The organism is Staphylococcus sp. LKG3-1 (assembly GCF_048568385.1).
Taxonomy (GTDB): Bacteria; Bacillota; Bacilli; order Staphylococcales; family Staphylococcaceae; genus Staphylococcus; species Staphylococcus saprophyticus.
Genome location: NZ_CP183796.1, coordinates 2479537 through 2495113, shown reverse-complemented (window position 1 = coordinate 2495113; position 15577 = coordinate 2479537). Strand labels below are relative to the sequence as shown.

Sequence of the window (15577 nt, the reverse complement as noted above, 5' to 3'; positions counted from 1 at the left end):
TTAATGCTTGATTTGTCATGATTAAACGTCCAAAATAGTGTGATTTTACTTAAAATTTGATTTATTATAAATAAATTGACTACGTCCCAAAACACAATATATTGTGTTTTGTCCTGGTCACAAATACTATATTATGTGTTTCATTATACATAACTCAGAAAGTTATTTAAAGGGCTTTGTTTTTGACAAAAGTTTGAATTCGAAACAGAAATGGCACCAATTCAACGTTAACTCGTACTTTTCTATTTATAAAAAATTTTTTTCGGAATTTAAAGCTATTTTAGTTGCTTTTTTCTAAAACCTTGTAACTATTGATATAGCGTCACTCAGCTTATCATCTAATGCTAAATTGCTCACAATTGAAATTATCTAAGCAATAAAATACTTTGAAATATGTCTTGAATTTCATTGAACCAATACAGAACGTTTGTTCGTATTTTTATGTTATATCATTTCCCTTTTACTTTCAAGTATATATACATAATCTATATAATTATGCTAATATGAATACGTTAAAAATTAAAATAATCGAGGCGATACATATGAATCCTAAAGTTAAAGGAATCATTGCTATCCTAGTTTCAGCAATTGGCTTTAGCTTTATGTCTGTTTTCTTCAGATTAGCTGGTGATTTGCCGGTGTTTCAAAAGTCACTCGCTCGAAATTTAGTAGCTATGTTTATCCCTTTATATTTCATTTATAAATATAAGCAACCCCTATTTGGTAAACTTAGCAGTCAGCCACTTTTAATTTCACGTTCGACTTTAGGTCTAATCGGTGTTTTATTAAATATCTATGCGATAGACCATATGATATTAAGTGACGCTGATACGCTAATGAAACTCAATCCTTTTTGGACTATTTTGCTGAGTTTGATATTTCTAAATGAAAAAGTTCGTAACTATCAAATTATAGCGATGGTCATTGCAATATTCGGTATGTTATTCGTGGTTAAACCAGAATTCTCATCCTCTATGATTCCTGCTATTGGCGGTTTATTCTCTGGTATTTTTGCTGCAAGTGCATATACGTGTGTACGTGCATTGAGCACTCGCGAAGCACCCTATACAATTGTATTTTATTTTTCATTCTTTTCTATTGTAGTATTGATTCCATTTACGATCTTCACATTCGAACCCATGAGTATGATGCAGGTTATTTATTTAATTGGAGCTGGGCTCGCAGCAGCTGCTGGTCAAATTGGTATTACACTAGCCTATAGTTACGCTCCAGCTAAAGACATTTCGATATTCACTTATGCATCGATTATATTTACTGCATTCTTCGGTTTTATATTATTCGGAGAATCACCAGATTTCTATGCAATCTTGGGTTATGTCATTATCATAGCTTCAAGCTACTACATGTTTGAAAAAGCAAGACGCCAACCGCTATCAATTCAAAAAGAAGAACAAAAACCAAAAACATAAGGAGTGCTTTACCATGACAGAAGGACGTAATAAAGAAGAATTAGAAGATATTACATTACTCGGTAATCAAAATAACAAATACGATTTTGATTATAGACCTGACGTTTTAGAGTCGTTTGATAATAAGCATCAGGGACGCGATTATTTTGTTAAATTCAATTGCCCTGAGTTCACATCACTCTGCCCTATTACTGGTCAACCAGATTTCGCTACAATTTATATTTCTTATATTCCAAATATCAAAATGGTTGAATCAAAATCTTTAAAACTTTATTTATTTAGTTTTAGAAATCACGGTGATTTCCACGAAGACTGCATGAACATCATAATGAATGATTTAATCGAACTCATGGACCCTCATTATATTGAAGTTTGGGGCAAGTTCACACCACGTGGTGGCATCTCAATTGATCCATATACCAATTATGGCCGTCCAGATTCTAAATATGAAAAAATGGCAGAACATCGTTTAATGAATCATGATCTTTACCCTGAAAAAATCGATAATCGTTAATTTTTCTTCATTATAATAACTACCCACAAGATCTTAAAGTATCTTGCCGGTAGTTTATTTTTATATTATTTCATTTTTTATTAAATTGATTTCAAACTTAATTTTGCACTATTGAGATATACACTTGTCATTTTTATTAAAAAAGTATAAAATAAATCCAACCATTTAGGGGGAGGGAAATTATGAAAAAAATTAATTATACACACGAAGAAATTATGGAAAGTACTCCAAGAACCGGTTTCTTCGGCCATCCAAAAGGACTAAGTACATTATTCTTCACTGAATTTTGGGAGAGGTTCAGTTACTATGGTATGAAAGCGATACTCATATACTATCTTTACTATAGTGTTGCTGAGGGTGGTTTCGGTCTAAGTCAAGCCGTTGCAATGCAAATTGTTGCTATCTACGGTACATTAATCTACATGTCAGGTGTCATCGGTGGTTGGATTGCCGACAGGATTACCGGCACCCAGAATGCCGTCTTTTATGGTGGCTTCTTGATTATGATAGGTCATATCTTACTTTCACTACCAAATAACTTAACATTAGTCATGGTAGCACTCGCAGTCATTATTGCTGGTACGGGGTTATTAAAACCTAATATCTCAACGACCGTTGGTGAATTATATGATCGTAACGATGTCCGTCGTGATGCTGCATTCACATTATTTTACATGGGTATTAACTTAGGTAGTTTGACTGCACCGTTATTAACGGGTTACTTACAAACTAGAATTAGTTTCCATGCTGGCTTCTTAGCTGCTGCAATTGGCATGTTCTGTGGTTTAGTCGTTTACGCAATTAAACGTAAGAAAAACTTAGGATTAGCTGGTCGTAATGTTCCTAATCCACTAACTAAGCCTGAACTTAAAAAATTCGGTTTGATATCTGGTGGTATCATTCTATTATTCTTAATTTACTTACTTATCCTGCAATTAAATAATGCTTTAACTTTAGAAAATTTCAGTTTCTTAATTACTATTTTAGGTATCGTATTACCGATTTACATCTTTATTAATATGATTGCGAGTAAAGATGTAACGAAAGATGAACGTTCACGTGTTTACAGTTACATACCTTTATATATCACATCTGTTGCCTTTTGGATGATTCAAGAACAAGGCTCAACGATTTTAGCAACATTCGCAGATAAAAAGACACAATTAGAAATGTCAGTGCTTACAAATGGTTTAATTGACTTTTCGATACCATCAGCTTGGGCACAGTCACTCAACCCAATCTTTATCGTGGTACTTGCACCAATATTTGCAACACTTTGGATGAAATTAGGTAAACACAATCCACCTACCGTTTATAAATTTGCTATCGGTGTAATCGTTGCTGGTTTGTCTTACTTAGTTATGATTATTCCTTTAGCTACAGGCGTTGAATTAATAAATCCATTATGGCTTGTACTCAGTTTCTTATTAATTACAATTGGTGAACTTTGTATATCACCTGTTGGTTTGTCTACAACGACTAAATTAGCACCTGTGACATTTACAGCACGTATGATGAGTTTGTGGATGTTAAGTAATGCTACTGCACAAGGACTTAACGCACAACTTGTTGTTGTCTATACAAAAATAAATCAAAGTGACTATTTTATGTATTCAGGTTTATTTGCAGTCGTTATCGGTATACTTCTATTAATCATTTCACCTAAAGTAAAACGTGCCATGAAAGGCGTTTACTAATCGTTCATATTACTATTTAATATCAACTTATGATTTTAAATGAATTAATATTGCTCATCCAAGCTTATAAAGCTGGATGAGCAGTTTTTTTATTTCCTAATAGTTTTTTATTATAAGGACATTGAGTACAAACATACCCCTCTTCACATTCATTACTGATGCAAAGCAAGCTATATATTATTCATTTTATAATTACATCTAATTATCATCATTTAAATGAGGAAATTAAATGGCATAAAATTGATTGCATAAAATAACAGAACATTCTCAATATTCTTATTTTTAGAATATTATTGCAATTTAATTTAATAAAGCGTAAAATCTTTTTTATATATTTTTATTGGGAGTAAGAAAGGACGGGAATGTTTTATGCAAGACAAATACATAGCGCAAGACTCAGCAGTAGAATCAATTCCTCAAAAAGGATTTTTTGGACATCCTAAAGGACTAGGGGTGCTATTCTTTGTAGAATTTTGGGAAAGATTTAGCTACTATGGTATGCGCGCTTTACTTATCTTTTATATGTATTTCGCTATAAAAGATGGCGGACTAGGTATGGATAAAGGTACCGCACAGTCAGTTATGGCTGTTTACGGTGCACTAATATATATGACATCGGTACTTGGTGGTTGGGTTTCGGATAGAATTACGGGTACACGTGCTGCTACTTTCTATGGTGGTGTACTCATTATTATCGGGCATATTTTCTTAAGTTTACCATTAGATATTGTCGGATTATTTATCTCAATGTTCTTCATTATCGTTGGATCTGGTTTAATGAAACCAAGTATTTCTAATATCGTTGGTCGATTATACCCAGAAAATGATACACGTATTGATGCAGGCTTTGTTATTTTCTATATGTCTGTCAATCTAGGTGGACTTATTTCACCATTGATTCTAAATCAATTCGTAAATACTGGTAATTTCCATGCTGGTTTCTTAATTGCAGCCGTAGGTATGGCGCTTGGTTTAGCTTGGTACATGATATTTAACAAGAAAAATATCGGTAATGTAGGTACAAAACCAACGAATCCATTAAACCAAAGCGAAAAGAAAAAATATGCATTGATATTTATCGTGGCTATTTTAATTATTGCTGCAGTGCTTGTTATTACAGGATTAACTGGTACATTATCATTTAATATCGTTAGTACAACTGTATTGATACTTGGTGTCGCATTACCAATTATCTACTTCACCATTATGATACGCAGTAAAGACGTTACCGATGATGAGCGCTCACGTGTCATTTCATTTATACCATTGTTCCTTTTAGGTGTCGTATTCTGGTCTATTCAAGAACAAGGTGCTAACGTGCTTAACCTATTTGCGTTTGAAAGTAGTGATATGAAATTAAACCTCTTTGGTTGGAAAACAGACTTCGGTCCAGCACTATTCCAATCCATTAACCCATTATTCATCGTGCTATTAGCACCTGTTATCTCACTGATATGGGCGAAAATGGCACGACGCCAACCAAGCTTAGCAACTAAATTTGTACTCGGTGCGTCACTAGCTGGTGCTTCTTACATTATGATTGGTTTAATTGGTCACACATCTGGTAATAATTTAAGTGTTAACTGGGTTATTCTTTCCTACATTATTTGTGTTATTGGTGAATTATGTTTATCTCCTACAGGTAACAGTGCAGCAGTTAAATTAGCACCAAAAGCATTTAACACACAAATGATGAGTTTATGGTTATTAACGAATGCATGTGCGCAAGCAATTAACGGTACCTTAGTTAAATTGATTGAACCTCTTGGCCATAAAAATTACTTCCTACTTTTAGGTGGTATTGCAATCGTAGTCAGCCTTGTTATTCTTGCTTTCATACCAAAAATTGTAAAAGGCATGCGCGGTATTAAATAGTTTCTACAATTTCAAAAAACTATTTATTCTGATGATTTTCATTTTAAAAACATCTGGGTCATACGTACCCATGCTCAAAAAGAGGACTTCCATAAATGGATGAGTCCTCTTTTTTTAAAGTTTTACGATTTTGAATGTCCTTATTGGTCTATGGTTTATGGCTCGAGCTTGAAATCTCTCACGCATACAATGATCCTAGGTATCAACCATTGATACAACATAGATTAAAGTAAGAAAGCCCCTTTTCACCTCTATGTGACACTTATATAGAGATATTTTTTATTGAATGGCTGATTTGCGGCCCCATATATGGAAATTTTTATCACCATACTCAAATACAATTCGCAGATAAACTTGATTAATACATGAATCCCTACATACATATATACGACATTAAACATATTTTTAACTAAAAACGGGTATACTGATATAGATATAAATCTAAAATCAAAGAAATATGGTGAGCACCTTGACTAAAAAACAATTTAAACATGGCGTATTATTTTACCATGAACATACCGGGATTAAAGACATCTATAGAGGTCTAGGAGATGTCGCAACATCCTTAACTACATTTTGTAAACATTTATCAATACAACTCAGTGAAAATGAAGGAGATATTATTACCTTCTGCCAAAAAATTAAAGATAAACGTTACAGTGATGATGTTGATATTATCTTTATTTTAGGCGGCGATGGTACGGTCAATGAGTTAGTTAATGGCATTATGAAGAGTGAATTAGATCTTCCTATTGGTATCATTCCAGGAGGCACATTTAATGATTTTGTAAAAACTTTAAATCTTAATCCACGTCATAAAATGGCCAGCCAACAACTGATGAATGCGGAATTAAGACCTTACGATGTCATGAAGATCAATGATGAATATGCACTCAACTTTGTTGGACTTGGATTAATTGTTCAAAATGCTGAAAATGTACAAAATGGTAATAAAGATATCTTTGGTAAGTTAAGTTATGTAGGTTCTACAGTTAAAACGTTACTTAATCCAGAGCATTTTGATTATAAAATTTCAGTTGATGATCAAACCGTAGACGGTAATACTTCAATGCTCGTCGTAGCCAATGGACCTTTTATAGGTGGAAGTCGTATTCCATTAACCGATTTATCACCTAATGATGGTTATTTAAATACGTTCATCTTCAAAGAACAAAGTTCAAGTGTTTTAAATGATGTATTTAAACAACGTGATAGCATGAATTGGAACAAAATGACAGAAGGCATTAAACATTTACCGGCAAAAAAAATAACGATTGAAACAGATCCACAAATGAAGGTGGATATTGATGGAGAAATTAATCTAAAAACACCTTTAGAAATTGAAGTTATCCCAAATGCTATTCAAATCTTGACATTGCCTGAAGCACAAGCAACGAACCAACCAGAAAGTGAATAAATGATATAGTGATATGAGATGAATTCACTTACATTCATCTCTAACTTATAAATAATGGATCAATTTCATAGCAATAAATAAAACGGTAATTTCTATTGAATTAAAATAGAAATTACCGTTTTTTATTTTTCTAAATGATTTATGTCTCTACCCAATTTTATGACAATGTTTAGATATGATATGCACTATCACCTAGGAAATATTGTTCTACCTCTTTCCAGTTATTAACACGTGTAAATCTATCATCATTAATATTATGTGTAGCCGTATATATAATTGGTGTACCCTTGAAAATACTTAGTTGTCTTGGGTTATCATCAATTAAATAATCTGCATGTACAATATCTTTTCTACCACAAAATACAAAATGCTGTGGATCTAAGAATGGGAAGTACTCTCTTAACCACGCGTATTTATCATGAAATGACGTTGGAACGTCCATTGCTGCAGTTGCGATAAACACATCATAGTGTTCTGTTAATTTTTTAACAACATCTTGCGCATCTGACATCACTTTTAATTTCTTAAAAAAACCAGGCTCCCTTAAAATTTCAGTTAACAAACCATCATGCTCTGGCATGGCATGTCTCAACTTAATGCCATCTAACATATCAATCGTAATCCCTAAGTCTGTACGTTGATTGACATCTTCAATCAATGCACCTACAGTATCTGCAAGCACTTCGTCCATATCAATCGCAATCTTCTTTTTTGTCATGTATCACTCTACTCCCTTTTCAATTCATAATCTAAAATAAATAGCACACGATACATCGTCATACAGGCTAAATCTAATAGTTAATATTTATTTAAGTATAGCAAAAACGTTCAACGAAACCAAAATTGCAATAAAATTACACATTTAGTAACGTAGAACGTTTCGTTCATACACCTTTTATAAAGTAAACTGCGCTAATACTTCACGCATTTTTGCATTTTGTTCTGGGAAACCGATCGTAATTCTTACGCCATTCGGAAATTCTCTTGTTATGCATCCCACATTGAGTAATGCTTCATATAATTCATGTGGTTTGTCCGTCTTAACAAAGACAAAATTAGTTTGGCTTGGGTAAAAGTGATCACTTTGTGATAATTCAAAGAATTTTTCTCTTTCCTCTGCATTACGTTCACGGATAGAAGCTAAGTATTCTTGATCTTCCAACGCAGCTAATGCAGCATATTCAGATAAACGTCCTACGTTAAATGGTGGACGTATGATATTATACTTTTCAATGGCTTCTTTTGCTGCAATTACATAACCAATACGCATGCCTGCTAAGCCATATGCTTTTGAAAATGTACGCAATAAAAATGCGTTTTCAAATTCTTGTTGTAAAGCTAAAGTATCTGGAAAATCTTTGGCTGTAGCGAATTCTACGTATGCTTCATCTACAATCACTGGAATATGACTTGGTACACGTTCCAAGAAATTGCGAAGCGCATCATGTGTAAAATATCTACCAGTCGGATTATTTGGATTACATAACCATACCAGTTTAGTATCATTATCTATTTCTGATAAGATGCCATCCAAATCAAATTCACCGTTTTGTAATGGAACTTGCACCACATTTGCAGATTCTACAATTGCGTTATGATAATATTGGCCAAACGTCATCTCGCTCGTCACAATTTTATCACCAGGCGTCAATACTGCTCTCGAAATCATTAAAATGACTTCATCTAAACCTGCACCAAATAAAATGCGTGCTGGGTCTATATTTAAATGTTTGCTAATTGCCTCTTTGATTAATGGAGAACCTGTTTCTGGATAATATTGCAATTCATCTAAATGTGCTTGAATTGCTTCTTTAACTTTTGGTGACGGACCATATAAATTCTCATTCGATGCTAATTTATGTAATTCGCCTTTAATACCATAATTTTCTTTTAATGCTCTAGGTGATAACCCAGGTTCATATGCTGATAATTGGTCTATTTGTTTCTTCATTGTTGTATCGGTCCTCCTTGAATTTACAGAAATTTCAAAACTTAATAACCATTATAAACCCAATGTTCAACGAAAATCAATGCATCCTTATCATCAAATTAAGTTTAAAATATGAGGCCAGTACATCATTAGATGTCTCAGCCTCATATTTTTGTATACTAATGTTTTATTAAATTGTGTTTTTCTAAATAATCTTTTGCCACTTGATATGGATCTTTATTCTTAACGGTTACATCATAATTCATCTGTTGCATATCTTCATCTGAAATTTTACCTTCTAATTTATTCAGTGGTTTTTTAATTTCTGGATGTTCTTTTAAGTATGATTCCTTAAACATAGGTGCCCCTTGATAAGGTGGGAAGACATGTTTATCATCTTCTAATACAACCATATCATATTCTTTAAGTTCAGCATCTGTTGAATAAGCATCAATCAAATTAATGTCTCCATTTTCAATTGCTTGATAACGTAATTTAGGCTCCATTGTTTTCACGTCACCTAAATCAAGGTCATATGCTTTTTTAACGGCAGGATAACCATCGCCACGATCATTAAATTCTAAAGTAAAGCCAGGTTTAATCTGATCACTTACTTTATTTAAATCACCAATCGTCTTAATATGATGTGCTTCTGCAAAGTCTCTTTTAACTGCTAAAGCATACGTATTGTTGTATTTCATTGGTTTCAGCATTGTCATATCAAATTTATCTTCCAGACTAGATTTTGCTTGTTGATAGACTTGCGCTTCTTTTTTAGATTTTAAATCCTCTTTTGTTAGTTCACCTAGTACCGTACCTGTAAACTCTAAATAGCCATCAATGTCATCCGATTTTAATGCATTAAATAAGAATGATGTTTTTCCCATACCGTCTTTAACTTCTACAGTATCCTCGGTATCTTGTTCAATTAAAATCTTATACATATTCGTAATCACAGATGGCTCAGAACCTAATTTACCTGCTAGAGTCACTTTGTCACCCTTTTGACCTAGCATAGGCGCAATAATCACTAATAATAAAATAATTACAATGACGCCAAGCGAAATAAGTAATTTTTTATATGACATGTTTTGCATATATCTTAAAACTAAATCAAATAGTATAGCTAATAATGCTGCTGGAATGGCACCAATTAGTATTAATGAAGTATCATTTCGGTCGATACCTAACAAGATAAGATCACCTAAACCACCAGCACCTATTAATGCTGCAAGTGTAGCAGTCCCAATAATTAAAACCATCGCTGTTCTAATACCAGCCATAATAACAGGCATAGCAATAGGTAATTCGACTTTCGAAAGACGTCGTCCAGGTTTCATACCTATCCCTTTTGCCGCTTCCACTAGTGATGGATCCACTTCGTTTATACCTGTATATGTATTTCTTAAAATAGGTAATAATGCATATACAACTAACGCAATCACCGCTGGTACTTTACCAATACCGAACAACGGGATCATAAGACCTAATAAAGCAAGAGAAGGTATTGTTTGTAACACTGCAGCAATATTCATAATAACTTCAGACAATTTACGTGTCTTTGTTAAGGCAATACCTAATGGTACACCTATTAAAGCCGCAATCAACAGAGCAATAAATGAAATTTGAATATGTTCAAATATCGTGGTTAATAATTCTCCCCTACGTTGAATGAGTGTATCTATGAAGGTATTCATTCATGATGACCTCCTTTACGTTCCGATAATATTTCAAAAATGTCCTGACGACTTAACACGTGTTGCGTAGCATTTGTAATATCTTGAACGATAATTGTTTCATGACTTGCTAACGCTGAATAGATATCTTTCACGTATTTGTCACTATCGATAACAGGATAACCTGCTTTCACATCTTGCTCATGGATAGGAAGTCCATCAATGATTTCTGATAATTTTAAATCATTAACCGTACGTTGTAATTGATTTCCCATAAATTGTTTCACAAAGTCATTTTTAGGATGATTGATGAATCCTTCTGGCGTATCAATTTGTTCTACATGACCTTTATTTAACAAACAAATTCTATCTCCCAATTTCATTGCTTCTTGAATATCATGTGTCACAAAAATAATCGTTTTCTTGATTTGTTGTTGAAGTTCTAATAAATCATCTTGTAATTTCTCTCGACTAATGGGATCTAACGCACTAAATGGCTCATCCATTAAGATAACTGGTGGATCGGCTGCTAATGCTCGAACAACGCCTACACGTTGTTGTTGACCACCAGATAGCTCATCAGGTTTTCTATTTTTATATGTTTCTGGTTCTAAACCAACCATATCCATGAGTTCTTCAACACGCTGATTCGTTGTTTGTTCATTCCATTTTTTCATCTGTGGTACTTGCGCAATGTTTTCTTTAATTGTCATATGTGGAAATAAAGCAATTTGTTGCAACACATACCCAATATCCCATCTCATTTCATAAACAGGATAGTCACTTATCGGCTTATCATTAAAATAGATGTAACCTTCTGAAAGTGAGATTAATCTATTAATCATCTTTAAAGTTGTCGTCTTACCGCAACCAGATGGCCCAATCAATACAAAAAATTCCCCTTTTTGTATATTGAAACTGATATCATCTACGGCTGTTTTATCCCCATAACGTTTTACTACATTTTTAAATTCTATCACTTTATCACCTTCACTTTAATATACTCAAATTACAATTATTATAGTTTATTCCCTATTTATATATAATTTATGTATTATTCATCAAAAACTCAAAACAACATTAAACATACATCTTATAAAACTTTTTATAAAAATAGCGAAGTTAATTTTTAACAAAAACTAAATCTATGGCATACATGGTTGCATAGAAATATTAATTATTGTCAAATTAACTTCGCAGTTATGTTGTTCATGATAAGTACACATTTTCATTTATATTATTATTAAGTATATAGATATATTTTTGAAAATTAAAATGTTTTGCTCATTTAACTTTTAGCTTTGTATGTTTGGATTTTTTCTAAAAACATTGGACAGTAATGCTTTAATTTATAACTTCCTACACCATCAATCAAAATCATCTCTTGTTTAGATTCTGGTTTTCTTTTTGCAAATTCTTCTAATGTGAAATCTGAGAATATGCTGACTGGTGGAATACTTAACGACTCACTTAATTGCTTGCGTACGTTAATTAATTCATCAAACAATGCACGATCTACACCTTCGACCGTATTGATATTTACTTTCTCTTTTGACTTACGTTTAAATGGTGTTGTATATACATCTACTTGGTTATTCAATAATTCTTTGACTGAATTATCACAAGTTAAAATTTCATCGTGTTCATTTAAAAATCCTTTAAATCTAAGTTCATCAATAAGGTGACTGAGATCAGATGTTGTATAATTTTTCATAATGCCATGTGTTGATAGCTGATGATAATCACAATAGCGAATATAATCTGACTCTTCGCCTCTCAACACTTGAATAATCACACTATAACTTTCTTGTTGTTTCATACGTGCAATACAACTGACAATCATCTTAGCTTCATCCGTCATATTGTACGTTTTATTTTCAACGACACAATTACTACATTGGCCACATTCTTCTAATTTTTCATTTGGCTCAAAATAATGAACAAGCGTCGCTTCCAGACATTTCTTAGTTTTAGTATAAAGTATCATTTTATTAAGCTTTTCACCCATTTTATCTTTGTAATCATCGTCTGCTTTTGATGATGAAATAAAATATTGGTGCAAGCCAATATCACGTTCACTAAATAGCAATATACAATCACTATTTAAACCATCACGTCCTGCACGTCCTGCTTCTTGATAATAAGATTCTAAATCACCTGGCATATTGTAATGGATCACAAAACGAACATTAGATTTGTCAATTCCCATACCAAATGCGTTGGTAGCTACTACAACACGGACACGGTCATAAACAAAATCGTTCTGTGCTGCCTCACGTTCTTTATTAGAAAGCCCAGCGTGGTATATGGTACTATCTACGCCGTTGTTTTCTAAAGCGTCATGTAATTCTTCTACTTGTTTACGCGTTGAACAATAAATAATACCCGCTGCATTTTTATGTTCTTTGACGTACTCCATCACAAATTTCTGACGTTGATAAGTCGGATTTACTTTAAAAACTAAATTACGTCGTTTTGTACTTGTTTTAACCTCATCATGCTTACCAATATTCAAACGTTCCATGATGTCTTTTTGAACTTCTATCGTGGCTGTCGCTGTAAGTGCTACAATCGTAAAATCTTGTGGTAATGCAAACACTTTATGAATAACATCTTGATAACTCGGTCTAAAATCATGACCCCATTTTGAAATACAATGTGCTTCGTCAAATGCAACTAAATGAATAGATAGTTGTTGTAATAATCTTATAAAATAAACATTATCAAAACGTTCCGGTGCAACATATAAAAATTGAATCTCACCTTTTCGAAGTTGGGTCTCAATTTCTTTTTGTTGCTTTTGCGTCAAACTACTATTTAAGTAAGCTGCATGTATACCCATGGCCTTTAATTGATCAACTTGGTCTTTCATCAAAGAAATTAATGGGCTGATGACAATCGTTGTTCCACCCAACATTAATCCTGGTACTTGATAACAAATTGATTTTCCCCCACCAGTTGGTAACACACCTAGCACATTTTGATGGTTCATGACTCTAGTTATGATTTCTTTTTGACCAGGACGATAAGTGTCATAGCCAAAATAATGTGATAATGTTGACTCCATGTTATAAAATCCCTCATTGTTCTTTTAGTTCTTCAAGTTCGCTCCATCTTGAGATATCTGTTTCATACTGTTCATTTAATTGCTTTTGTTCTTCATTCAACGCTTTTATCTTAGCGTAATCTGAACTTGCTGCAACCATTTCTTCATCAATCTCTTCTAATCTCTGTTCAGTTGTATCAATACGTTCAATGATAGTTTCATATTCTTTTTGCTCTTTATATGATAAACCTTTTTTCTTTTTCTTCTCATTATTTGTTTTATTTTTTGATTGTTGTTTAGCCTGTTGTTCTATCTTTTGATCTTGCTCTTTTTTATATGCTTCGTAATCCTCAAACGTACCGATGATGCGTTCCATTTCTCCGTCATGAATATACCAATATTCCTGAGCGACTTTATTTAAAAAGTATCGATCATGGCTGACAGTGATGACGGCACCACCAAATGTCTCAACATAATCTTCAAGAATTGTAAGTGTCTCTGTATCTAAATCATTTGTTGGTTCATCTAGTAGTAGCACATTCGGTTGATGGACTAATAATTTTAAAAGATATAACCTTTTTTGCTCGCCACCTGATAATTTATAGATTTTTTTACCATGTGTTGCACTTGGAAATAGAAATCTTTCAAGCAATTGCGTTATAGATACGGAAGTGCCATCTTTTTCTTTAGCAACTTCACTTTCTTCTCTTAAATAGTCAATCATCCTGATGTCGCGATCGAGACGCTCTTCTGTTTGTTTAAAATATGCGACCTTAACGGTTTGACCAATTTTAAGATTACCTTCATAACTTTGATCTTCACCACTCAATATATTCAGTAATGTTGTCTTACCTGCGCCATTTGGCCCCACAATACCTATTTGTTGGCCACTTTGAATGATTTGTGTGATGTCTTCAAATAGCGTTTTATCATTTATCCGTTTGGTTAAATGCTCTAATTCAAACACTTGTTTTCCAAGTCTTGAATATGCCAAATTCAACGATGCTTTATCTTGATGTTGTTGCCCTTTCACATCTTGTTCCAAATCATTAAATCTGTTCTTTCTAGCTTGTTGTTTAGTAGAACGGGCTTTAACACCAGCACGCATCCATGCGAGTTCTTTTTTATATAAGGATTGTTGCTTAGCCTGTTGTTTTTGTTCTATGACTTCATTTTCAGCACGTTTAGCAATATAAGCTTCATAATTACCTGTATATGTCGTGAGTTTACCCCGATCAAGTTCTATGATGCGTGACGATACTTCATTTAAAAAGTAACGATCATGCGTTACAAACAATACTGTATGTGGATATTGTTTTACATAATTGATTAACCAATTGATAGATTCAAAATCTAAATGGTTGGTAGGTTCATCTAAGAGTAGTAAATCAGGTTGTTCTATTAATGTTTTAGCTAAGCCAACCCTTTTTTGTTGACCACCAGAAAGTGCACTCACTTCTTTCGTCGTGTCATAAATACCTAATTTTGACAGAATCGTTTTAATTTCTGCACTATAATCCCACGCCTGATAATTATCCATCTCTTCTTGTGCATGCATCATTTTTTTGAAATCATCATCGCTTTGTGTTGCAGTATATTGATTTAAAGCTGATTCATATGCACGAATCACTTGTAGTGTTTTCGTTTCTGAAGTTAATACAGCTTCAAATACAGTCATATTACGATCAAATTCTTGCTTTTGCGAAGAATATCTAATGCGATAGGCGTTAGGATGCGAGACTTCAGCATTAAAGTCTTCATCTAATCCAGCTATCACTTGGAGTAGTGTACTTTTTCCTGTACCGTTTATACCTACAAGTCCTATTTTTTCACCTTCAGAAATAGACAATTGCAAATCATCAAAAATGATTTTATCGGCATATGATTTATGTAAATGTTCAATTTTGTATGCTTCCATTGTCCAACATCCTTTTAAATATCGAAAATTATAATTATTTCTGTTAAACTTAATTTCAGTTCTATATATTATAC

11 protein-coding genes are annotated in these 15577 nt (G+C 33.1%); 5 read left to right on the top strand and 6 right to left on the bottom strand.

What is annotated here, in order from left to right; all coding sequences use genetic code 11:
- Positions 1-542 precede the first annotated feature (542 nt).
- From ACM595_RS12325 to ACM595_RS12305, 5 genes are all read left to right on the top strand, one after another.
- Entirely contained in the window at positions 543-1430 is an 888-nt protein-coding gene (locus tag ACM595_RS12325) for a DMT family transporter (RefSeq protein WP_011303649.1), read from the top strand.
- 13 nt (positions 1431-1443) lie between these two features.
- Complete coding sequence (gene queF / locus ACM595_RS12320; RefSeq protein ID WP_002483932.1) at positions 1444-1944, top strand: preQ(1) synthase; 501 nt, start codon at positions 1444-1446, stop codon at positions 1942-1944.
- 182 nt (positions 1945-2126) lie between these two features.
- Positions 2127-3641, top strand: coding sequence for a peptide MFS transporter (locus tag ACM595_RS12315; RefSeq protein WP_011303650.1), 1515 nt, complete (start codon positions 2127-2129; stop codon positions 3639-3641).
- A gap of 369 nt (positions 3642-4010) precedes the next feature.
- On the top strand, positions 4011-5516 hold the full coding sequence (locus tag ACM595_RS12310) for a peptide MFS transporter (RefSeq protein ID WP_002483934.1): 1506 nt from the start codon (positions 4011-4013) through the stop codon (positions 5514-5516).
- Positions 5517-5973: 457 nt separating this feature from the next.
- On the top strand, positions 5974-6933 hold the full coding sequence (locus ACM595_RS12305; protein ID WP_069821750.1) for a diacylglycerol/lipid kinase family protein: 960 nt from the start codon (positions 5974-5976) through the stop codon (positions 6931-6933).
- Between the two features lie 169 nt (positions 6934-7102).
- On the opposite strand, the gene ACM595_RS12300 is transcribed toward ACM595_RS12305, so the two are convergent.
- From ACM595_RS12300 to ACM595_RS12275, 6 genes are all read right to left on the bottom strand, one after another.
- On the bottom strand, positions 7103-7651 hold the full coding sequence (locus ACM595_RS12300) for a 5' nucleotidase, NT5C type (RefSeq protein WP_002483937.1): 549 nt from the start codon (positions 7649-7651) through the stop codon (positions 7103-7105).
- A gap of 177 nt (positions 7652-7828) precedes the next feature.
- Positions 7829-8884 (bottom strand): histidinol-phosphate transaminase, encoded by a 1056-nt coding sequence (hisC, locus tag ACM595_RS12295; protein ID WP_041079716.1) that lies wholly within the window; start codon positions 8882-8884, stop codon positions 7829-7831.
- 158 nt (positions 8885-9042) lie between these two features.
- Positions 9043-10560 (bottom strand): ABC transporter permease/substrate-binding protein, encoded by a 1518-nt coding sequence (locus ACM595_RS12290; protein ID WP_041079717.1) that lies wholly within the window; start codon positions 10558-10560, stop codon positions 9043-9045.
- Positions 10557-11519 carry an ABC transporter ATP-binding protein gene (locus ACM595_RS12285; RefSeq protein ID WP_002483940.1) on the bottom strand — a complete coding sequence of 321 codons (963 nt, stop codon included), beginning with the start codon at positions 11517-11519 and terminating at the stop codon, positions 10557-10559. The genes ACM595_RS12290 and ACM595_RS12285 overlap by 4 nt, the downstream gene beginning before the upstream one ends.
- Positions 11520-11827: 308 nt before the next feature.
- Positions 11828-13606, bottom strand: coding sequence for a DNA helicase RecQ (gene recQ / locus ACM595_RS12280; RefSeq protein ID WP_011303656.1), 1779 nt, complete (start codon positions 13604-13606; stop codon positions 11828-11830).
- Between the two features lie 13 nt (positions 13607-13619).
- Positions 13620-15503 (bottom strand): ABC-F family ATP-binding cassette domain-containing protein, encoded by a 1884-nt coding sequence (locus tag ACM595_RS12275; protein WP_115343895.1) that lies wholly within the window; start codon positions 15501-15503, stop codon positions 13620-13622.
- Between the last annotated feature and the right edge of the window lie 74 nt (positions 15504-15577).